This is a genomic window from Promicromonospora sukumoe 327MFSha3.1, from assembly GCF_000385135.1.
GTDB lineage: Bacteria > Actinomycetota > Actinomycetes > Actinomycetales > Cellulomonadaceae > Promicromonospora > Promicromonospora sukumoe_B.
Window position 1 is genome coordinate 1735128 of record NZ_ARQM01000010.1, and the last position, 21184, is coordinate 1756311.

20 protein-coding genes are annotated in these 21184 nt (G+C 73.5%); 9 read left to right on the plus strand and 11 right to left on the minus strand.

Annotation, left to right across the window (positions count from 1 at the left end; all coding sequences use genetic code 11):
- Positions 1–69: 69 nt before the first annotated feature.
- Entirely contained in the window at positions 70–2313 is a 2244-nt protein-coding gene (locus tag H291_RS0111510; protein WP_020015146.1) for a beta-galactosidase, read from the minus strand.
- Positions 2310–3575 carry a LacI family DNA-binding transcriptional regulator gene (locus H291_RS29640; protein ID WP_020015147.1) on the minus strand — a complete coding sequence of 422 codons (1266 nt, stop codon included), beginning with the start codon at positions 3573–3575 and terminating at the stop codon, positions 2310–2312. Before H291_RS29640 ends, H291_RS0111510 begins: the two co-directional genes overlap by 4 nt.
- A gap of 322 nt (positions 3576–3897) precedes the next feature.
- On the opposite strand from H291_RS29640, the gene H291_RS0111520 reads away from it, so the two are divergent.
- From H291_RS0111520 to H291_RS0111530, 3 genes are all read left to right on the plus strand, one after another.
- Positions 3898–4869: an alpha/beta hydrolase gene (locus H291_RS0111520; protein WP_020015148.1), complete on the plus strand. Its 972-nt coding sequence runs from the start codon at positions 3898–3900 to the stop codon at positions 4867–4869.
- A gap of 96 nt (positions 4870–4965) precedes the next feature.
- Positions 4966–6033 (plus strand): hypothetical protein, encoded by a 1068-nt coding sequence (locus tag H291_RS0111525; RefSeq protein ID WP_020015149.1) that lies wholly within the window; start codon positions 4966–4968, stop codon positions 6031–6033.
- A 122-nt stretch (positions 6034–6155) separates the two neighbouring features.
- Positions 6156–8753 (plus strand): amylo-alpha-1,6-glucosidase, encoded by a 2598-nt coding sequence (locus tag H291_RS0111530; protein ID WP_157236820.1) that lies wholly within the window; start codon positions 6156–6158, stop codon positions 8751–8753.
- Positions 8754–8853: 100 nt separating this feature from the next.
- On the opposite strand, the gene H291_RS0111535 is transcribed toward H291_RS0111530, so the two are convergent.
- Both H291_RS0111535 and H291_RS0111540 read right to left on the minus strand, forming a co-directional pair.
- Complete coding sequence (locus tag H291_RS0111535) at positions 8854–10380, minus strand: GntT/GntP/DsdX family permease (RefSeq protein WP_020015151.1); 1527 nt, start codon at positions 10378–10380, stop codon at positions 8854–8856.
- Positions 10380–10952, minus strand: coding sequence for a gluconokinase (locus H291_RS0111540; RefSeq protein ID WP_020015152.1), 573 nt, complete (start codon positions 10950–10952; stop codon positions 10380–10382). Before H291_RS0111540 ends, H291_RS0111535 begins: the two co-directional genes overlap by 1 nt.
- A gap of 173 nt (positions 10953–11125) precedes the next feature.
- Here H291_RS0111540 and H291_RS29645 point away from each other — a divergent pair, with 173 nt between their 5' ends.
- Positions 11126–11851 (plus strand): FadR/GntR family transcriptional regulator, encoded by a 726-nt coding sequence (locus H291_RS29645; protein WP_157236821.1) that lies wholly within the window; start codon positions 11126–11128, stop codon positions 11849–11851.
- Positions 11852–11898: 47 nt separating this feature from the next.
- Here the strand turns inward: H291_RS29645 and H291_RS0111550 are convergent, their stop codons facing one another.
- From H291_RS0111550 to H291_RS0111560, 3 genes are all read right to left on the minus strand, one after another.
- Positions 11899–12576, minus strand: coding sequence for a TetR/AcrR family transcriptional regulator (locus H291_RS0111550; RefSeq protein WP_020015154.1), 678 nt, complete (start codon positions 12574–12576; stop codon positions 11899–11901).
- Positions 12577–12763: 187 nt separating this feature from the next.
- Entirely contained in the window at positions 12764–13777 is a 1014-nt protein-coding gene (locus H291_RS0111555; RefSeq protein WP_020015155.1) for a zinc-dependent alcohol dehydrogenase family protein, read from the minus strand.
- 180 nt (positions 13778–13957) lie between these two features.
- A complete protein-coding gene (locus H291_RS0111560) occupies positions 13958–14839 on the minus strand; it encodes an NAD(P)H-binding protein (RefSeq protein WP_020015156.1) in 882 nt (293 codons plus the stop codon).
- A gap of 119 nt (positions 14840–14958) precedes the next feature.
- Here H291_RS0111560 and H291_RS29650 point away from each other — a divergent pair, with 119 nt between their 5' ends.
- The gene (locus H291_RS29650) at positions 14959–15486 is read left to right on the plus strand and encodes a winged helix-turn-helix transcriptional regulator (RefSeq protein ID WP_020015157.1); all 528 of its coding nucleotides are present in this window, start codon (positions 14959–14961) and stop codon (positions 15484–15486) included.
- A 6-nt stretch (positions 15487–15492) separates the two neighbouring features.
- Here H291_RS29650 and H291_RS0111570 read toward each other — a convergent pair whose 3' ends face one another.
- A complete protein-coding gene (locus H291_RS0111570; protein ID WP_020015158.1) occupies positions 15493–15906 on the minus strand; it encodes an SgcJ/EcaC family oxidoreductase in 414 nt (137 codons plus the stop codon).
- Positions 15907–16024: 118 nt separating this feature from the next.
- On the minus strand, positions 16025–16732 hold the full coding sequence (locus tag H291_RS0111575; protein WP_020015159.1) for an SDR family NAD(P)-dependent oxidoreductase: 708 nt from the start codon (positions 16730–16732) through the stop codon (positions 16025–16027).
- 73 nt (positions 16733–16805) lie between these two features.
- Between H291_RS0111575 and H291_RS0111580 the strand changes: the two genes are divergently transcribed.
- Positions 16806–17414, plus strand: a complete 609-nt coding sequence (locus H291_RS0111580) for a TetR/AcrR family transcriptional regulator (protein ID WP_026365654.1) — start codon at positions 16806–16808, stop codon at positions 17412–17414.
- A 112-nt stretch (positions 17415–17526) separates the two neighbouring features.
- Positions 17527–18327, plus strand: a complete 801-nt coding sequence (locus tag H291_RS0111585; protein WP_020015161.1) for a hypothetical protein — start codon at positions 17527–17529, stop codon at positions 18325–18327.
- Between the two features lie 135 nt (positions 18328–18462).
- Here H291_RS0111585 and H291_RS0111590 read toward each other — a convergent pair whose 3' ends face one another.
- Positions 18463–19161, minus strand: a complete 699-nt coding sequence (locus H291_RS0111590; RefSeq protein ID WP_033326632.1) for an ArsR/SmtB family transcription factor — start codon at positions 19159–19161, stop codon at positions 18463–18465.
- A gap of 82 nt (positions 19162–19243) precedes the next feature.
- Between H291_RS0111590 and H291_RS0111595 the strand changes: the two genes are divergently transcribed.
- Positions 19244–19795, plus strand: a complete 552-nt coding sequence (locus H291_RS0111595) for an OsmC family protein (protein ID WP_157236822.1) — start codon at positions 19244–19246, stop codon at positions 19793–19795.
- Positions 19796–19800: 5 nt separating this feature from the next.
- Positions 19801–20250: an ACT domain-containing protein gene (locus H291_RS29655; RefSeq protein ID WP_232216027.1), complete on the plus strand. Its 450-nt coding sequence runs from the start codon at positions 19801–19803 to the stop codon at positions 20248–20250.
- Here the strand turns inward: H291_RS29655 and H291_RS29660 are convergent.
- Positions 20204–21142 carry an SDR family oxidoreductase gene (locus H291_RS29660; RefSeq protein ID WP_020015165.1) on the minus strand — a complete coding sequence of 313 codons (939 nt, stop codon included), beginning with the start codon at positions 21140–21142 and terminating at the stop codon, positions 20204–20206. The genes H291_RS29655 and H291_RS29660 overlap by 47 nt on opposite strands.
- Positions 21143–21184 lie beyond the last annotated feature (42 nt).

Consider the following 21184-nt stretch of genomic DNA (forward strand, 5'->3'; position numbering starts at 1 on the left):
CGCGACCAGACCGAGAACAGGCCCGTCCGGCCCGCCGGGCGCAGTCCCTCGGCAGGCCGGACGCCGGAGTCAGACCTCCAGCAGCACCCGCACGTCCCACGCGCCGAGGCCCAGCTCGGCGCCCGCGGCCAGCTCCTCACCGCTGATCAGGTCGCGGACCGCCCCCGGCAGCACGAACGTGCTCGGCTCCCAGGACCACGAGTGCACGAACCGCACCCGCCCGCCGGCCGGGTTCCGCGCCCCGGTCACGGTCTGCGACGGCGCCTGCGGCCGCCACAGCGGTCCGGCACCCGACGTCGCGGCGCCCGCCGTCGTCGGGCCCGCCGTCGTCGGGCCCGCCTGGCTCGCGCCCTCTGTCGCAACCGTCGCCGCCCCGACCGCCGACGAGACAGGTGCCCCGACCGCCGCCCCGCTGTGCCGCGCCGCCCAGTCCAGCACCGCCCGGGCCAGCGCCGGGTCGGGGACGGTCCCGACCGTGGTGACCCGTCCGGCGCCGTGCGCGCGCGTGGTCACGGCGGGCCAGCGGCCGAAGTGCGGGTGCTCGTACTCGACCAGCGGGTCGGCGTCGAGCACCTGCAGGCCGTCCACCCAGCTCGTGGCATGGGCGTCGGCCAGCGCCTCGGCGGGGACGTCGAACCCGTCCGTCCCGTGCACGGGCAGCGGCGCGTCGATGCTGGCGAACTCGTCGTAGAACACGCCGGCCGCTGCGCTCAGGTGGGCGGGCTTGCGCTCCGCCCGGGCCCGCGCCTCCTCGTCCTCGTAGCCGGTGCGGATGCCGAGCACGAGGTGCCCGCCGGCCGCCGCGTACCGCTCCAGCCACTGCAGCCAGGCGTCGTCGGCGATGGTGACGCCCGCCGCGACCAGCACCGGCTGCTCGCGCGCGGCGTCCTCCGGGCCGCCCTCGGTGAGCTGGGCGTCGTGCACGAGCCGTGCCTGCAGGCCGGCGTCGAACGCCCCGCGGTAGAAGGAGTCGAAGACCCGGTGCCAGCCGCGCGGGTCCGGTCCCGCGCCACCGCCGAGCTGCGGGAACTCCGCCAGGGACCACTTGCTCGGGTTGGACCAGACCAGGGTGACGTCGGCGTCCGGGGTCAGGTTGGCCACCGCCGGACCGGCCGCGCGCAGCTCGGCGCCGAGCTGCGCGATCTGCCGGTAGGTCCGGCCCGGCTCCAGCGAGTGCGGCAGGATGCCGCCCCAGTAGGTCTCGGTGCCGTACGGCAGCGTGTGCCAGTGCCAGTACTCGATCATCGTGGCGCCGCGGGACACCAGCGCCCAGGCGGCCTGCCGCCACTGGCCGTCGTAGGCGGGCTCGTTCAGCCAGGGGCCGCCGATCGCCTGCGCGTTGGTCTCCGTCACCAGGAACGGCGCCTGCTTCGAGGAGTACATGCGGTCCGCCGTCGCGTACAGCGACCACGTGCCCGTCGTCATCCAGGCCTGGTCGGTCTCCACGCTCGGGGGCAGCGTCAGGTGGTCCCGCATGCGGTAGTACGGGTTGCCGGCGGTCACGTCGAGCTCGCGCGTGAGCGCGTCGTCCTGCACGGTCGGTCGCTCGTAGGAGATGCAGGTGGTGACGAACTGGTCCTCGCGTGCGTACTCGCGCACGACGTCCGCCTGCCAGCCGATGAAGTCCGTGGTGAGCTGCGCCTGGAACCGGCGCCAGGCCAGGGCGTACTGCGGCTGCGCGTTGCCGGACGGCGTCCACAGGTCCGCCCAGGAGGACAGCCGGTGCGACCAGTACGTCAGGCCCCACTCCTCGTTGATCCGCTCCACCGTGCCGTAGGTGGCGCACAGGTGGTCGACGAACCGCTCGAAGACCTGCCGGTTGTAGAAGATCTCGTTCCCGGGCTCGTTGTCCACCTGGAAGCCGACGACGGCGGGGTGACCGGCGTACCGCGCGGTGACGGCGCGGACGACCCGCTCGGCGTGGAACAGGAACGCCGGGTGGGTGTAGTCGATCTCCTGGCGCGCGCCCCAGCCCATCTCACGGCCGTCCTTGCGCACCACGTTGATCTCCGGGTACAGGCGCGCGAGCCACATCGGCACCGCGTAGGTCGGCGTGCCGAGCACCACCTTGATGCCGCGCTCGTGCGCGCCGTCCAGTACCGGCTGGAGCCAGTCCAGGTCGAAGCGCCCGTTCTCGGGCTCCCAGGTGGACCAGACCGACTCGCCGACGCGGATCACCGAGAAGCCCGCCTCGACCATCAGGTCCAGGTCCTTCTCCAGACGGCGTCCGAGGCGGTCCTCGGCGCGGTGGTACTCGTAGTAGTAGGCGGCGCCGAACAGCACGCCGTCGCTCAGGTGGTGCAGGGGGTTCATGCTGACCTCTCAGGTGGGGTGACGGCGGGTTCGGTGGCGTCGGGTTCGGTGGCGTCGGGCGGGGCCTTGCCGGACGGCGGCGCCGTGCTCTCCCGGACGACGAGCTGGGTCGGGACCAGCCGGTGCCGCTCGGCGGGCGGGCGGCCCTCGATGGCGCGCACCAGGCGGTGCACGGCCAGCCGGGTCACCTCGGTGAAGTCCTGGCGTACCGTCGTCAGGGGAGTGGACAGGAACTCGGCCTCGGGCGCGTCGTCGAAGCCGACGACGCTGACGTCTTCGGGCACCCGCAGGCCCGCCTGCTCGACGGCGCGGATCGCGCCGATCGCCATGTGGTCGTTGGCGGCGAAGATCGCGGTGACCGGGCCGTCGGTGGCACGGTTCTTGGTGGCGCGGTTCTTGGCACCGCGGTTCTTGGCGGCGCGGCGCAGCAGCTCCGTCGTCGCCTCGTACCCGGACCGGGGGCTCCAGTCGCCATGCACTACCTCGGGTGCCTCGACGCCGGCGTCGTTCAGGGCGCTGCGCCAGCCGGCGATCCGGCGGGCGGTGGCCGACCAGCCCGCGGTGCCCGCGACGTGGTGCACGTTGCGGTGCCCGAGCGACAGCAGGTGCGCGGTGGCGGCGCGTGCGCCGGCGAGCTCGTCGGCGCCGAGCACGAGCTCACCGGGGCGAACGGTGTCGGCCCTGGTCCTGGCCCCGAACTCGGACTCGGGCTCGGACTCGGGCTCGGTCCCGGACTTGGCCTCGACCTCGGAGCCGGAGTCCGCGCTGCCGAAACCGGTGGCACCAGCCGGAGCGTCCGCCGTCGTCGGCGAGTCGAACGTGAGCACCGGCAGCCCGCCAGGCAGCCGCAGCTCGGGGTGGCCCAGGTCGATCGGCTCGGAGAGCACGAGGCCCGCGACGTCCTGGGCGACGAGCTCGTCGATCGCGGCCTGGAGGTCGGCGACCCCGCCGCCCTGCGTGCGCGCGACGCTCAGGTGGTAGCCCGTGCCGCGCAGAGCGGCGTCGACCCCCTCCAGGATCGACGTCGGACCGTAGAGCGCGGTGCCCATCGTGACCATGCCGATGCGCTGGTTCCGTCGCGTGACCAGGGCCCGGGCCGCGGCGTTCGGGCGGAAGCCCAGCTCCTCGATGACGGCCTGCACCCGGGCGCGGATGGCCTCGGCCACGTGCGGCTCGCCGTTGACGACGCGCGAGACGGTCTTCTGCGAGACGCCGGCGCGGCGGGCGACGTCGGTCATCGACACGCGCGGTGTGGCACCCATCCGAGCAGCTCCCTTGCCGGTCTCGGGCCGGGTCGCTAAGGCGCTTCGACCGTGCCCTGACTACGTAGTCAACGGGAGGGAGCGAACCACGGGCTGACTACGTAGTCAAGGTCCGCGCAGAGATTCCCCGGACGAGGTGGCAACCGTGGACGCCGCCGCACCTGGCCGGTACCGGTCGGCGTCGCCCGCATCCCGCCGGATGGCGGGCAAACCCCTGGAACCCTGCACCGTTCGGCGGATGTCCCTGTCGGACATGCCGTGGAGACTGGTCCCGGGCGCGGCGCTCGCCCACGCCACAACACCGCTGAACGAGGGAGTTCGCATGACCGAGACCGTCCCGAGGCCGCCCTTCGACCCCGAGCTCGAGGCGGTGCTCACGCTGCTGTCCGACCAGATGCCGATGAGCATCACGCCCGAGATGATCCCGCTCATGCGCCAGGCCGCTCCCGCGCCCGGCGTCGGCGCGGACGACGCGCTCACCGCGGCCGGGGTCGTGCGCCGCGACGTCACGATCCCCGGGCACGACGGCGACGAGATCGAGGTCAGCGTGCTGAGCCGGCAGGACCGGACCGGCGTCGGCCCTGGCATCTACTACACGCACGGCGGCGGCATGATCATGGGCGACCGGTTCGTCGGACTCGACATCCTGCTTGGCTGGATCAACGACTTCGACGCCGTCGTGGTCACGGTGGAGTACCGCCTCGCGCCCGAGTTCCCCGACCCGTACCCCGTGCGGGACTGCTACGCGGGCCTCGTGTGGACCGCCGAGCACGCCGCGGAGCTGGGAATCGATCCCGAGCGGCTGATCATCGCCGGCGGCAGCGCGGGCGGCGGCCTCGCGGCGGGCACCGCGTTGATCGCGCGGGACGAGGGCGGCCCGGCGCTCGCGGGCCAGGTGCTGATCTACCCCATGCTCGACGACCGCGACCAGACCGTCTCGACCGCCCAGATCGACGGGATCGGCGTCTGGGACCGCGGCTCGAACCGCACGGGCTGGTCGGCGCTCCTGGGCGACCGGCGCGGCACCGACGACGTCTCCGTCTACGCCGCCCCCGCGCGGGCGACCGACCTGTCCGGCCTGCCGCCGGCGTTCATCGACTGCGGGAGCGCCGAGGTCTTCCGGGACGAGGACGTCGCCTACGCCTCCGCGCTGTGGGCGGCGGGCGTGCAGGCCGAGCTGCACGTGTGGCCGGGCGGGTTCCACGGCTTCGACATCATGGCGCCGCACACCGTCCTGGCCAAGGCGATGCGGGCGGCCCGCGACTCCTGGATCGCGCGCACGCTCGGCGTCTGACCGCGGTTCACGCCTCGGGCGCCGGAGCGACGTCGGCCCGGTGCCCGGCGGCGGCGCCCCGCTAGTGTGTTGGTCCACACGCGCGATGGAGCGAAGATGCAAGAACTCGTCGGCCGGCTGACGGCACTGGACCCCGCGGCCAGCGAGAGCCTCAAGGTCGTGGCGTACTTCGACGTGCTGGTCGCGGGCGGCGTCGGGCTCCAGGCGCTGCTGCGCGGGGCCGCGGTGCTCAGCGGGACGGCGGCGGGCGCCGTCGTCGGGCGGAGGACGCAGCGCGTCGGTCCCGACGGCGACCGGCTGCCCGACGCGGTTGCCGGAAGTGGTGCCGACGTTGCGATCGCCGGTCCGGCCGCGACCGACCCGGGGCGCTGGCCCTCCCGGTCCGTCGCCGACGGGTACGTCTGGCTCGAACGCGAGGGTTCCCCGCACGCCAACGACGACATGATCATCGAGCGGCTGGCGCTCGCGATCGACCTGGTCCGGGCGCGGCACGACGGCGGAACGGGCAGCTCCCTCGGGACGCTGATCGACGCGAGCCGGGATCTCGCCGATCGCCGGATCGCGCTGGCCCGGCTGCGGCTCGACCCGTCCCGCGAGTACCGGGTCGCGGCGCTCCCGGCGTCGCGCGACGTCGCGGCGGCGCTGTCGGGCGGGTCGGGGGCGCCGCGTCCGCCGTCGACCGTCGTGGCGACCCCCTACGGTCTGGTGCGGGCAGTCGTGCTCGGCCGGGACGCGGGGATCGCCGGACCAGCCGGGCTGGGGACCACACAGCCCGCCGACCAGCTCGCGGAGTCCTTCCGCACGGCGCTCCTCGCCCTCCGGCTCCTTCCGGCGCGCGGCGCCGCCGAAGTCGTCGATGCCGCCGACCTCGGCGTCGTCCTTGCCGCCGTCAGCGCGCTGGAACCGGTCGCCGCGCAGCAGCCCGACGTCGTCGTCCTCGCGCGGCTCGACGCGCGGACCCGTGCGGTGCTCGACGAACTGGCCGCCGCCGACAGCGTGCGCGCTGCCGCGGCGGCGCTCGGCATGCACCACTCGACGCTCCAGGTGCGCCACGACGCCCTGACGTCCGAGCTCGGCTACGACCCGCGGTCGCTCCAGGGGCGCGCGCGGTATCAGCTCGCCCGACTCCTCCTGCGTCTCACCGAGAGCCGGCCCGCGGGCTGACCAGGTCGCACCGGCTGCGCGACAGCGCGCTCGAGTTCGACCCAACTGTGCACTTGTATTACATATGACCAGCATCTACTGTTCTGGTTGTTAGCGCTCACATCGACGTGAAGGGTTCATAGATGAGCCGACGAACGACCGCCCGGTTCGGCGCTGCCCTCGTGGCGAGCGCCCTGGTCACCGTCCCGCTGGCAGCGGGCGCGCTGGCCGCCGACGGCACCAGCGTCCAGGGAGGCGGCAACGGCGCCGTCACCACAGCAACCAGCACGGCAGCAACCAGCACGGCAGCAACCAGCACAGCAGCAACCAGCACGACCGCCACCACCGCCGGAACCGGAGCCGGCTCGTCGGACGACGAGTACGCCCCGCGCTCCCTCCCGTTCGCCCTGCCGGGCTTCAAGGAGCAGGAGTTCGACGGCGCACTCCTGGTCGGCGAGGGCCACGCCCGGTTCTCGCTGGCGTTCAACATGGTGACGCCGCAGGGCCGGGTGCTCGACGACAACATGGTCCCGTGGATCAAGCGCATCGGGACGGTCACGCCCGACGGCTCGTACTACGAGATCGACATGACCACCGACAACCGCAACATCACGCCGGAGACGATCGGCGCCCTGCGCGCCGTCCTGGCCCACCCCGAGGACTGGTCCGAGGCCGAGGTCGCCAAGGCCCGCGAGCAGCTGCCGGTCCAGGAGGCCGCGTACGCGGCGGCCCTGCGCGACACCCGCACCGTCCGGCTGCGGTTCTCCACCACGGACGACGGCGAGATCGTGGGGTCGGCCACCGCGCTGACCGACGACACCGAGGTGTTCCTGCAGGCCAGCCCGCCCTGGGCCGAGCCGAGCACCTACCGGCCCGACGGGGAGCGCTCGATCGTCGCGACGTCGGCGGGCGTGCGCGACGCGTCCCGGGTGGGCAGCTTCCGCCTCGACTCCACCGTGACGCCCGAGGAGACCACCGGCTATGCGAGCGTCGCGGAGCTGCTCAAGGGCCTGGTGGGCAAGGAGTACGCGGCGGGCGAGGGCGCCGTCGCGCAGCGGTACGGGCTGGACAAGGGCGAGACGGTCGCGTTCCACGCGGCCGTCTCCACCGAGGCTCCGGAGCGGTCGCGCCTGAGCACCCGGGACGTGACGCGGATCCTGGACCGCGCCGAGGCGCGGGCCGACGACGGCAACCTGAACGGTCGCGGCCCGACGGGTCAGGCGGCCACCTACATGCGCGACGCCATGTCGCTCAACGACAACTGGGACGAGAAGTACGACCGGTCGTTCGTGATGTGGGGCCTCGGCGGCGGCGGTGACGACATCTTCCTCGGCTGGGACTCGGCGTGGGACGCGATCACCGAGCTGAGCGTCGACCCGGCCACGGCGCTCGACCACATCCGCGACTTCTACGACCAGAAGGGCCCGCGCTACGACCAGCTCCACGCCGGTCCGATGCACACCTACGCCGCCTGGCGCGCGTACACGCGCACGGGGGACCGCAGCATCCTGGAGCTGGTCTACCCGATCATGACCCGGTACATCGAGCGGATGCCGGAGTTCGACACCGACCAGGACGGCCTCCTGGAGAGCCCGTGGGTCGAGGAGCGTCGCGGCGGCCGCGGCAACCACCTGGGCCTCGACGACAGCCCGCAGTACTGGAACTACGTCGAGATCCCGCGCGACGGCGGCACGGACACGCGTGAGAACACGAACCTGACCGACGTCGCGCTCAACTCCTACTACGGGCTCATGGCCGAGAACCTGGCACAGATGGCCACGGAGCTCGGCGACACCGCCGGGGCCGAGCGGTACGCGGCGCTGCACGAGCGGCTCGAGGTGCGCATGAACGAGCACCTCTGGAACGAGGAGCGCGGCCTCTACCTCAACCGGTACCTCGACGGCACGTGGGAGCCCACCAACACGCCCACGGTCTTCTACCCGCTGTTCGGCGGGCTGGCGACGCCGGAGCGCGCGGAGATCCTGGTGCGCGACCACCTGCAGAACCCGGAGGAGTACGGCGGCGAGTTCGTCATCCCGAGCGTCGCCCGCAACGACCCGGCGTTCTGCGCCGGGCGGGCCAACCCGTCCACGGAGGCGTACCGGTACTTCCAGTCGCCGGGCGAGGAGGACTCCTGCGAGGAGTGGCAGGGCGCGGCCTGGCCGCCGATGAACGCGACCGTCTACGACGGCCTCAAGCGGTACGGCCTGGACGAGGCGGCGGCCGAGCTGGCGACCAGGTCGACCAAGATGTGGCTGACGTCCTACAAGGAGATCGGTTGGTTCCCGGAGTACTTCGACGCCGAGCCCGGCCAGCTCATCAACAACGTCGCGACCGACACGGCCTGGCGCACGTACTCGTGGTCCAACCTGATGCCGCTGATGAGCACGCAGGAGCTCATCGCGGACGAGCCGTGGGGCGACGCCGCCGGCTTCCGCTTCGGCACGCTCGGCCTGCCCGGCACCAACACGGTCTCCGAGGTGCCCCTGAAGGGGCACGCGTGGTCCGTGACGGCGGGGCCGCGCATCACGACGCTGGAGCGGGACGGCCGCACCGTGGTGCGCGCCGTCGGCGGCCGGGTCGTCGCCCGGAACGTGGTGCTCGACGCCGCCCGCGGCTCGGGTGACAGGAACGGCATGGACGTCACGGCGACGTCGCGCACGATCATCACGGTGACCGTCCCGGGCAAGGCGCCGCGCGTCTTCCAGGTCAAGAAGGGTGACACCCACCTGACCTGGTGACGTGCCAGAACACCCCGGACGTGTCAGACGTACAGGTCACCAGAGTGACCTGTACGTCTGACACGTCGGTGCGGGTCTGGGACCGCCCGGGGTGCCGCGGCTAGACGAACACGCCCAGGAGCAGGACCACCGCCAGGGCGACCACGGAGAGCACGGACTCCATGAGCGACCAGGTCTTGAAGGTCTGGCCGACCGTCATGCCGAAGTACTCCTTGACGAGCCAGAACCCGGCGTCGTTCACGTGGGAGAGGAACACCGAGCCCGCGCCGATCGCGAGCACGAGCAGCGCCGCCTGCGTGGGCTCCAGGCCCGCGGCCAGGGGCGCCATGATGCCCGCGGCGGTGATCGTCGCGACGGTCGCCGAGCCGGTGGCGATGCGGATGAGCGCCGCCACGAGCCAGCCGGCCAGCAGCGGGGTGATCCCGGCCTCGGCGATGCCGGACGCGATGACGTCGCCGACGCCCGAGTCCACGAGCGTCTGCTTGAACCCGCCGCCGGCGCCCACGATGAGCAGGATCCCGGCGATCGGCGCGAACGAGGAGCCGACCAGGTCGCCGACCTGCTGCAGCGTGCGGCCGACGCCGGTGCCGAAGGCCACCAGCGCGAACAGCGACGTGATGAGCAGGGCGACCAGGGGCTCGCCCAGGAACTCCAGGATGGTGCCGTAGCCGGTCTCGGTGGCACCCGCGACCTCGACGACGGACCGCGCGAGCATCAGGATCACGGGCAGCAGCACGACCAGGACCGAGATGCCGAACGACGGCTTGCGCAGGGTCTTCGCGCCGGTGCCGGTCGCGGTGGCCGTGGCGGTCCCGGTGGCGTCGCCCTTGCCGGAACCGGAGCCCGAGCCGGAGCCCGAGCCGCCCGTGCCGTTCGAGCCCGGGCCACCCGCGGCATCGTCGGGCACGCCCAGGACGGTGGTCGGCGGGTCGAGCCGGACCCAGCGGGTGAGCGGGATGGCGAGCAGCGGCCCGGAGATGATCACCGTCGGGACGGCGACGAGCAGGCCGAGCCCCAGCGTGAGGCCCAGGTTGGCGCCGAGCGCGTCGATGGCGAGCAGCGGCCCGGGGTGCGGCGGCACCAGGCCGTGCAGCGCCGAGAGGCCGGCGAGGGCCGGGATGCCGACCAGGATCGGGTTGGCGCGCATGCGGCGCGCCACGATCATCACGACCGGGATCAGCAGCACGACGCCGACCTCGAAGAACAGCGGGATGCCGACCACGAACGCGATGAGCGCCATGGCCCACGGCAGGCGCTTCGCGGGCGTCCGGTCGAGGATCGTGTCGACGATCTGGTCGGCGCCGCCCGAGTCGATGAGCAGCTTGCCGATGATCGCGCCGAGCGCGATGAGCACGCCGACGCCGGCCACGGTGGTGCCGAGGCCCGCGGTGAAGCTGGTGAACGTGTCGGTCAGGCCCGTCCCGGCGACGAGCGCGAGCGCGCCCGAGCCGAGCACGAGGGCCAGGAACGGGTGCATCTTCAGCCACACGATGAGCCCGACGATGACGGCGATGCCGATCACGGCGGCGAGCACGAGCTGCGACGTCGAGGCGGTCGGCTCGGCGTCCGCGGCGGCTGCGACGGGGAGAGTGGTCGAAAGCGCGGTGTGAAGAGTGGTGTCGAGCATCAGGAGTCCTCTCCCAGCCGGCGCAGGATCTCGTCGACGATCTGGTCGGGCCGGGGAGTGATGTCCACGCCGAACCCGGGCTCGTCGTCCTCCAGCGGCTCCAGGGCGGCGAGCTGGCTGTCGAGCATCTCGGGCTTCATGAAGTGCCCGGCGCGGCCCTGGATACGGGTGCGCAGCAGGTCGTACGAGCCGGTGAGGTGGACGAACCGCACCGGGCCCGTGCTCTCGCTGCCGGCCGTCTCCAGCAGGTCGCGGTAGCTGCGGCGCAGGGCGCTGCACGGCACGACGGCGCTGCGGCCCTCGTTCAGCTCCTTGGCGAACCAGTCACGGATCCCGCGCAGCCAGGGCCAGCGGTCGTCGTCGTCCAGGGGGTGGCCCGCCGCCATCTTGGCGACGTTCGCGGGGGAGTGGAAGTCGTCGCCCTCCGCGAACGACGCCCCCAGGCGTCCGGCCAGGAGCGCGGCGACCGTGGTCTTGCCTGATCCGGCCACGCCCATCACCACGATGGCCTGGGGCGGGTGGTCGGTCGCGGCGGGGTCGGCCCCGCCGGTGGTTGTCTGGGTCGAGAACATCTCTGTCCCGGTGACGTCTGTGTCCATGGCACCTATCTTCACCCATTGATGACACCATTCGCGCGTGATTCATGTCACCAATGGTGTGACCAATCGGCTGCGGGGCCGTGCCGAGGTGCGTCAGGGGGTGGAGCCGGCCAGCCGCTCGGTGGGCCGCCAACTATCCTGTGAGCATGCCCCCAGTGCTGCACAGCCCCGTCCTCGACGCTCTGGGCCGGCGCATCACCGGTGGTGAGCTGCCGGCGGGTACGGCGCTGACGCTCGACGGCATCGGCGCCGAGTTCGGGGTGTCCCGGACCGTCGCGCGCGAGGCGATGCGCCTGCTCGAGGGCCTCGGGCTGGTCCGGTCCGGCCCTCGGGTGGGGATCGTCGTGCTGCCGCACCCCTCCTGGAACGTGCTCGACCCCCGGGTCATCGCCTGGCGCCTCGACGGCCCGGGGCGCACCTCGCAGCTCCGCTCGCTGACCGAGCTGCGGCAGGCGGTCGAGCCGCGCGCCGCGGCGGGTGCGGCCCGCGGCGCGACGGCGGCCGTGCGCGACGAGCTCGTCGCCACCGCGAGCCAGATGCGCAAGCTCGGCGAGGCGGGCGAGGGCGACGGCGCGGAGTTCCTGGCGCTCGACATCCGCATGCACGAGCTGCTCATGCGCTCCAGCGGCAACGAGCTGTTCAGCGCGCTCGCCGACGTCGTCGCCGTCGTCATCTCCGGGCGGATCCACCTGGGCCTCATGCCCGCCTACCCCGTGCCGGAGGCGCTCGAGGCGCACGAGGCAGTGGCGCGCGCGGTCGCCGCGGGCGACGCCGAGGCCGCCGAGGAGGCGATGGCGCGCATCGTGCGCGAGGTGCGCGGCGCGCTCGACGACGACCCGGCGCCGGCCCGGACTGCTGCTCGGTCGGCTTAGCCGGGTCTGCCTGCGCTGCCCGCTCAGAGCGCCGAACCGGTGCGGCCCTAGATTGCGGCCAGGAGCGGCAGCCGCACGGCGGGCGGCAGGGGCGCGACGTCGGGCCGGGCGCTGATCGACTGGATCTGCAGGGCCGCGAACCGGCGCGAGGCAGCGACGGCGGCCTTGCGGGACGTGGCGCGGATGCCGGAGTTCGCCATGATCAGCATGATCAGGTCGTCGAGCACGAAGTCGCGGCGTAGGCCGCCGCTCTCCTTCGCGCGCCGGATGAGTTCGCCGAGCGCGCGCAGGGTGCGCGTGCGCTCCTGGGCGAAGTCGACGGCCTGGGGGAAAGCGGTGACGAACGCGGCGGTGAACCCGCGGTCCACGGCGTGCATGACGCACACCTCCTCGATCACGGTCGCCAGCCCGTGCCAGGGGTCGGGATCGGCCAGGCCCTGCTCGACGATCGAGGTGCACGTCGCCATCTGCTCACCGAACGCCTCGGTGACCAGCGCCTCCTTGGTCGGGAAGCGCCGGTAGAGCGTCGCCGGGCCGACGCCGGCACGCCGGGCCAGCTCCCGCATCGGGACGTCGATGCCCTGCTCCGCGAACGTCTTCCGGGCCACCTGGAGGATCCGCTCGCGGTTGTCCCGCGCGTCCGACCGCAGCTCCCGCGCCGGGTGCGACTCCAGGGACTCGGGCGGGGCGGTCTCCTGGTGCGCTGTCTTCGGGTGCTGGGCCATGACTCTCGCTTCGCCGAAACGGACGGGGTGTTCCACTCGCGCGATCATCATCGCACCCGGACCCACGCCGCCCGGGTCGCAGAAAACGACCATGCACCTGCTGCCAGGCGGAGCCTCCGGCTGGCAGCAGGTGCATGGTCGTTTCCGCCGCCGCGCGGCGGTCAGCGGCAGACCCCAGCGCGAACCGTCAGTTCTGCAGCAGCACCTTGATCGCGCGCCGCTCGTCCATGGCGCGGTAGGCCTCGGCGACCTCCGACAGCGGCAGCGTCAGGTCGAAGACCTTGCCCGGGTCGATCTCGCGCTTCCACACCAGGTCCAGCAGGTGCGGCAGGTAGGCCCGCACCGGCGCGACGCCGCCGCGCAGACCCTTGTTGCCCCAGAACAGGGAGTCGACGGGGAGGTCGCCGTGCGGCACGCCCACGATGCCGATCATGCCGCCCGGCCGCACGAGCTCGACGGACTGCGCTCGGGCCTCGGCGGTGCCGACGCACTCCAGGACCGCGTCGGCACCGATGCCCTCGGTCAGCTCCAGGACCTGGGCCAGGCCCTCCTCGCCGCGCTCGGCGATGATGTGGGTGGCGCCGAACTCCCGCGCCACCTTCTGGCGGGACTCGTGCCGGCTCATCGCGATGATCGTGGTCGCACCGAGCTGGGCCGCGGCCAGCACACCGCTCAGCCCGACGGCGCCGTCGCCCACCACCACGACGCTCGACCCGGGCCCGACGCCGGCGGAGACCGCCGCGTGCCAGCCGGTGCACATCACGTCGGACAGGCTCAGGAGGCTGGGGATCAGGTCGGCGTCCGGCTCGCCGGGGGTGGCGAGCAGGGTGCCGTCGGCGTTCGGGATCCGGATCTTCTCGGCCTGGCAGCCGTCGTAGCCGCCGCCGTGCAGGCAGTTGGCCTGCATGCCCTTGCGGCACACCGCGCAGGTGTTGTCGCTGTGCAGGAACCCGCCGACCACGAAGTCGCCCGGCTTGACCGTGGTCACGGCAGCGCCGACCTGCTCGACGACGCCGACGTACTCGTGGCCGATCGGCGTCGGCCGCTTGACCTGGGAGACCCCGCGGTAGCGCCAGAGGTCCGAGCCGCAGACGCACGCTGCGACGGTCCGGATGACGGCGTCGGTGGGCTCGATGACGACGGGGTCCGCCCGCTCCTCGAAGCGGACGTCCCCGGCCCCGTGAATGATTGCTCCTCGCATGCTCCCATTCAACACGCGTCCCGCGGATGTGGGCGGCCATGAGGGAGGGCCTGTCCTTACCCCTCGGCTTGTCCTCCGGGTCCTGGCACGACGACGGCGCCGCGTCACCGTCGGGGGGACGACGACGCGGCGCCGGTGTCGGTGCTGCTGGCGCTGCTGCTGCCGCGAACCGGCCGGCGGTCAGCCGCGCGCGGCCCGGACGGCGTCGGCCAGCGGGGTGGCGGGGCGGCCCGAGAGGCGGACCAGGGCGTCGCTGTCGGTCTCCAGGTCGCCGGCCGCGATCGCGGCGTCGATCCCGGCCACGAACCCGGCGGTGCCGGCGTCCAGGCCGGCCTGCTGCAGCTCGGCCGCGAAGGCCTCGACCGACAGGTCGCGGTAGGCGACCGGGGCGCCGGTGACGTCGCTGATCGTGGACGCGAGCTCGGTGAACGTGAACACGGGCCCGCCGAGCTCGTGCACGACGACGGGCGCGGCGCCGTCGGCACCCGGTGCCGCGTCGTCGGCGAGCAGGGCGCCCGCGGCCGCGCCGGCGAAGTCGGCGCGCGGGGCGGCCGAGACCTTGCCGTCCGCCGCGGCGCCCACGATCTCGCCGCGCTCGACGTACTCGGCGATCCGGTCGGTGTAGTTCTCGGTGTACCAGCCGTTGCGCAGCAGGGTGACCGCCAGGCCCGACGCGCGCAGCACCTGCTCGGTGGCCTGGTGCTCCCCGGCGAGCGGGTTGGTGGTGTCGTCGGCGTTGAGGATGCTGGTGTAGGCGATCCGCTCGACGCCGGCGGCCCTCGCGGCGTCGATCACCGCGGTGTGCTGCGGGACGCGCACGCCGGGCTCGCTGCCCGAGACCAGCAGCAGCCGCTGCACGCCGTCGAGCGCCGCGGGCAGCGTCTCCGGGCGGTCGTAGTCGCCCTCGCGGACCTGGACGCCGAGCTCGGCGAGGTCGGCGGCCTTCTCGGGTGTGCGCGCGATGGCGACGACGTCGGCGGCGGGCACGCCGCGGGACAGCAGCTCCTCGACGACGAGTCGGCCCAGGTGCCCGGTCGCTCCGGTGACGGCGTAGGTGGTCATGGTTCTCTCCCAGTTCGCGGTGCGGTGTGTGTCGAGCGAGGCGCTGGCCAGTTGCCAACGGATAGCACTAACGAATCGAAAGTACACCACATTCCGAGGGTGCGCGGTATCCTCGTGTCGTGAGCATCACGGACCTCCAACCCGACGGCCCGGCGCCCGACAGCCCGGAGTCTGCCGACCTGCCGGGCGACGGCACGCCGGGCGACGGCCCGAGCGGGCCGCCGCAGGAGCTGGTGACCGACGTCTTCGCCCGCGGCTGCACGTCGCGGGCCGCCTTCGAGGTCGTCACGTCCAAGTGGGCCTCGCTCGCGCTGCTCGCGCTCGGCGAGGGCAGCTACCGGTTCAACGCGCTGCGCCGCCGGGTCGAGGGGGTCAGCGAGAAGATGCTGTCCCAGACGCTGCAGTCCCTGGAGCGCGACGGCATGGTCACGCGCGACGTCGTCACCACCATCCCGCCGCGCGTCGAGTACGGCCTGACGTCGCTGGGGGAGCAGGTCGCGCGGCACCTGCGCGGGCTGGCCGACCTCCTGGAGGAGACGGCGGCCACCGCCGCGGACGCGCCCGCGGGGTCGACGGACGGGGCGCCCGCCGGGCCGGCAGCCGGGGCAGCGGGCGAGACGTCGGCGGGGGACCTGCCGGCGAGGTAGGTCCCGTCAGCCCACGCGCGACACGTGGTAGTGGCTGATCAGCCAGCGGCCCTCCTCGCGGACGGCGACGACGGTGAGGTAGACCGGCACGTCCCGGTCGGGGCGGTGGAACACGACCGCCGCGTAGCCGAGCACTGCGTCGTCGGCCAGCCTGGTGGCGCGGACGAGCGTGTGGTCGGCGGTGAGCCCGGCCGGCTGCTTGCCGTAGTAGGCCGAGACGACGTCGCGGCCGAACGCCGGCTCGGGGTCGAAGCCCTGGAACAGGGCGTCCGTGGTGAACTGCGCGGCGATGTGCGCGAGGTCGCGCCGGCGGATCCCGTCGGACCACCGGTCGAGCAGCGCCGTGACGATGCCGGCGGCGTCGGACCGGTCCTGGTCCTGCGGTTCCTGGTGCTGCTGGGTCTGGTCCTGCTCGGTCATGATCTGTCTCCTCTTCCCGGTCCGCGGACCGGTTCCGGCGCCCGGCCGGAGCTCCGGCCGAGCGCGGGGCGGCGCGGTGGCCGCCCCGCGGTGGTGTCGATGCGGTGGTGTCCGCGGGTCAGTGGCCCGCGATCTGCCCGCCGTCGACGTGCAGGAACTCGCCCGTGACGAAGGGTGACTGCTCCAGGTAGAGGACGCCGCGGGCGACGTCGTCGACCTCGCCGATGCGGCCCAGCGGGTGCAGGCCGGCGAGGGTCTCGTGGGTCTCCTCCGGGTGCAGCGGGGTCTTGATGACGCCGGGGGAGACTGCGTTGAAGCGGATGTTGTCGGCCGCGTACTCGATGGCCAGGGCGCGGGTGGCCGAGGCGATGCCGCCCTTGGTCACGGACGCGAGGGCGGAGGGGAACACCGAGAGCGCGCTCTCGACGAGGGTCGTGGTGATGTTCACGACGTGGCCGCCGCCGGCCGCCTGCATCAGGGGGATCGCCCGCTGGGTCAGGTGGAAGAAGCCGGCGACGTTGATGCCGACCATGGTCTCGAAGTCCTGCGCGGTGTACTCGGTGAACCGCTTGGCGATGAAGACGCCCGCGTTGTTCACGACCGTGTCGACGCGGCCGAAGCGCTCGACCGCGGTCTTGATGATCCGGTCCGCGGTCGCCGGGTCGGAGATGTCACCGCTGACGACGGCGAGGTCGTCGGCCTCGGCGAGGTCGATGGTGCGGGAGTTCGCGACGACGGCGTACCCGATCCGGCGGTACGCGTCGACCAGCCCGGCGCCGATGCCCTGGGAGGCTCCGGTGATGACAGCTACCTTCTGGGTGCTCATGTTTCTTTCCTTAGTAGACGGTCGGTCAACTACTGGGTTCCCAGTTATAGTTGACCGGTCGTATGCTGTCAACATGCCTAGAACCTCGGATGGTCGTGAGCGCCTGATCGAAGCGGGCGTGGAACTCTTCTCCCAGCGCCCCTACGGGTCGATCGGCGTGGCCGAGCTGTGCTCGCGCGCCGGCGTCAACAAGGGGTCGTTCTACTACTTCTTCGCGTCCAAGGAGGCCCTGGCGCTCGCCGTCATCGACCGGCACTGGACGTGGCAGAAGGGCGTCTGGGCCGGCATCCTCGACGGCACCGGCAGCCTGCTCGACCGGCTGCGCGGCCTGTTCGACGCCACCGCGCAGATGCAGGTCGACGCCGTGACCGGCACCGGGTGGGTGGCCGGCTGCCTCTTCGGCAACCTCGCCCTGGAGGTGAGCTCCCAGAACGAGCCGGTGCGGCTGCGCCTGCAGGAGATCTTCGACGAGCAGATCGGGATGATCTCGTCCCGGCTGGCCTCGGCCGTCGAGTCCGGCGAGCTGCAGTCCGTGACCGACGTCGACGCCGCGGCGAAGGCGATCGTCGCCCAGCTCGAGGGGCTCGTGCTCTTCGCGAAGGTGTTCAACGACCCGTCGCAGCTCGACGCGCTGTGGCAGAACAGCCTCGCGCTGCTCGGCCTTGCTCCCGCGCGGGCCTGACGCCGCTGGGCTGACGCCGCTGGGCCGACGCCGTGCGGGCGTGATCCGAGACCGGCTGCGTCGCCCGGCCGGGGCAGGTGGGGCGGAGGAGCGGGTTCGGTACGCTGCGCCCGTGACAGAACAGGACATTGCGGGCGGAGCGGCTGGCGGGACGCCGGCGGACGGCGCCGGGCCCGTCTTCTCGCCCGACGCGCGCCGCCTGGACCTCGGGCGGCTCGGCGCGATCACGCTCGTGGTGGGCATCGTGCTGACCGGGCCGCTGGCCTGGGCCTGCGGCTACGCCGTCGTGACCGACCCGGACCCCGTCGCCAAGGCGATCGCGGGCTTCTTCGGGCTGCTGTTCGGCGGTCTGTGCGTGCTGTTCGTCGCGAACTTCTGGCGGGTCACCCGGCCGCGCGGCATCGTGATCGACGTCGCCGGCATCTGGTTCTGGCACGGCACGTCCTGGGACCTGGTCCGCTGGACCCAGGCGGCGCGGATCGGGCTGTCCTACGAGCTGCCGCCCGACCTGCCGACCGTCGGCGGGCCGCTCGACCACCTCAAGGCGAAGGTGAGCGACTGGGTCAAGGGCAAGGTGTTCGGCGCCCTGCGCGTGACCGACAAGCGGGGCATCGCCCTGGAGGTCGTGCCGCTGCGCGAGGAGGAGGTGCGCGGGCTGTCCCGCCTGCTGCGGTACCGCACCAAGGAGCCCGGGGCTGCACGGCGCGCGACGTCGGGTGCTGTGTCGGGCGCCGCGTCGGACCTGCCTTCGGGTCTGGTGCCGGTGCTCTGGCGCGTCCGGCTGCCCGGCGGGTACCACTCGTTCGAGAAGCTGGTTGCCGCGGGCGAGCGGTTCGGCGGGCACACCTGGGAGGGCTGGTTCCGCAGGCAGCGGACCGGCGGCGCCGGCCGCGGCCCGCGACAGCAGGACTGACCGGGAGGTAGGACGGGCCCAGCTGCCGGGTTGAACCGCCCGGCTGAACCCGGCGGGTTGAGCCGCCCGGCTGAACTGCCGGGCCGAGCCGCCGGGGTGAAGCGCCCAACTGTTCCGCCCGGCTGAACCGCCTGCTCAGCGCCTCGCGTCGGCCAGGTCGATGCCCCATGACTCGCGGACCAGCGTGCGCCCTACGTCGGTGACGTCCAGGCCGCGGCCGGACCGGTGTCGCGTCACCCAGCCGGCGTCGAGGAACCGCGCGCCGACCGCGGAGCCGAGCGCCCCCGCCAGGTGCGGACGGCGTTCGGTCCAGTCCAGGCAGGCCCGGGTCGTCGCACGACGGGCGGCGACGGCGCCGTCGACGTCCACGCCGATCTCGCGCAGTCCGACGGCGCCCGCGTCGGTCAGGGTGAGCTCGTCGCGGCCGGCGAGCCAGCCGGACCGCACCCACGCGTCCGTCAGGCCGGTGCCCAGCCGCCCCGCGAGGTGGTCGTAGCAGAACCGTGCGGCGGCCAGGTACTCGGCCCGGCGGCTGCGGCGGTACCCGGAGACGGGGGCGGCGTCGGCCAGCACGCCGAGGGACTCCAGCGCGGCCGCGACGTCCGGGCCCGCCAGGACGTAGTACCGGTGCCGGCCGCGGCTGGTGGAGCTCACGAGCCCGGCGTCCGCCAGGACGGCCAGGTGCTCCGAGGCGGTCGAGGCGCTGACCCCGGCCGCCGTCGCAAGCTCGCCGGCCGGACGGCTCGTTCCGTCCAGGAGCAGGTTCAGGAACACCGAGCGCGCGGGCGTGGACAGCGCCCGGCCCACGGCGGTGAAGTCTCGGTCCCGGCTCATCGCCCGACCGTACGGCGCGGACATTTCGGCGTCCACCGAAGGATTTCGCGCCTACTTTCACGGCATGAGCCAGCGTCACGGCATGAGCCAGCCATCCGTCACCCCGCCCGTCGCCGACACGGCCCCCGACACCGACACGGCGCCCGCCGCAGTTCGTGCCGCCGTGCGCCCCGCCCCGTCCCACCCGTACGTCGCCCGCCTGCACTGGGCCGGCTCCACCGCCGCCGGCCTGCGTGGCTACTCCCGGGACCATGTCGCGGTCGCGGCCCCCGCCACGCCCGTCGTCGAGCTCAGCGCCGACGCCGCCTTCCGCGGCGACCCCGACCGGCTCAACCCGGAGCAGCTCGTCGTGATGGCCGCGTCGTCCTGCCAGCTGCTGTCCTTCCTCGGGGCCGCCGCGCGTGCCGGGGTGGACGTGCTCGCCTACGACGACGAGGCCACCAGCCACCTGGACCTGACCGCGGTGCCCCAGTGCCTCGGCACCATCCGTCTGGCCGTGACGGTCAACGTGGCCGCCGGGACCGACGAGGCGCTGGTCCACCGGCTCGCCGAGCAGGCGCACCAGGCCTGCTACGTCGCGAACTCGCTTGCGGTTCCCGTCGAGGTCGCCACCACGGTGCGGGTGGGGCGATGACGGCGATGAGCACCCACCTGCGGGACCTGGAGGTCCACCTGCCCGACCGGCCCGGCGCCCTCGCGGACCTGGGCCAGGCGCTCGGCGCGGCCGGCGTCAGCCTGGAGGGCGGCAGCGTCTTCACCGTCGACGGCCGGGCCGTGGCGCACTACCTGGTGCACGACGGCGCCCGCGCGCTCCGGTCGGTCAGCACGGCGGGGCTCGGCCCTGCGGTGGTGCGCGACGTCGTCCTCGCGCGCCTGGACCAGGAGGTGCCCGGCCAGCTCGGCACGCTCGCCCGCCGCCTCGGCGACGCGGGCGTGAACGTGCTGGTCCAGTACAGCGACCACGTCGGCAACCTGGTGCTGCTGGTCGCGGACGACGACGCGGCGGCCGCACGCGAGGTCGTCGCCGCCTGGGGGCGCCGGCTCACGCCGCGCGACGGGACCGCCACCGCCCGACCAGCGTCCACGTGATCATGCGGGCCAGCCGCACGGGCCCGTAGCGGACGCCGCTGGCGAACGGCGCCTCGCCGCGCAGCGTAGCCTCGGCACCGCCGTCGACGAACAGGACCTGTCCCGTGGTGAAACCGGCGTCCGGCGAGAGCAGCCAGGCGATGCTTGCCGCGACTGGCTCGACCGGTCCGGGCAGCCCGAGGGGCTGGGGCAGGGCGTCCTGCAGCACGCGCACGCTGGCGGCGTCGGCGAGCAGGGTGGCGCGAGCCGTCCCGGTGGCGACGACGCCGGGCGCCACCGCGTTGAGCGGGATGCCCGCACCGGCCCACTCCGGGCCCACCGCCGCGCGGCGGAGCCAGCGGTTCAGCGCGATCTTGGTCGACCGGTACACGACCGAGCCCCGGCCGCGGGCCACCAGGCCGGCCGCGGTCGCCAGGGCGCGGGGCTCGTCGTCGGCGAGGCAGGCCTCGACCAGGTCCTGGTCGCCCGCCGAGAGCGCCGAGGCCGAGGACACGACGACGGCCCGCGGCTCCGCGGCGTGCGCCAGGTCGTCGCGCAGCGCCCGGAGCAGCGCGACGGTGCTGAAGAAGTTGAGGCCGACGGCGACCGCCGGGTCCGCGCTCCCCGCGACGAGCGCCACGCCGTCGATCGCGGCGGGTTCGGGTGCAGGTGCGGGTGCGGATGGGCGGGCGCGTGGGTGTGCGGGCGCGGGTGCGGCTGCGAGGGCCCGGATGTGGTCGACGGCGGCGGCGCGAGCCCCCGGGTCGGTGAGATCGGCGCGGACGTCGGCCGCCTCGGTGACGCCGCAGCGGATCACGCGTGCGCCGTCCCGCTCCAGCCGGTCGGCGACGGCGGCGCCGATCCCGGAGTCGGTGCCGGTGACGACGTAGGTGCGGCCGGTGTGCTCGGTCATGGTCTCCTCCCGATCGGAGTGCACTAGTGCATCATTACACTA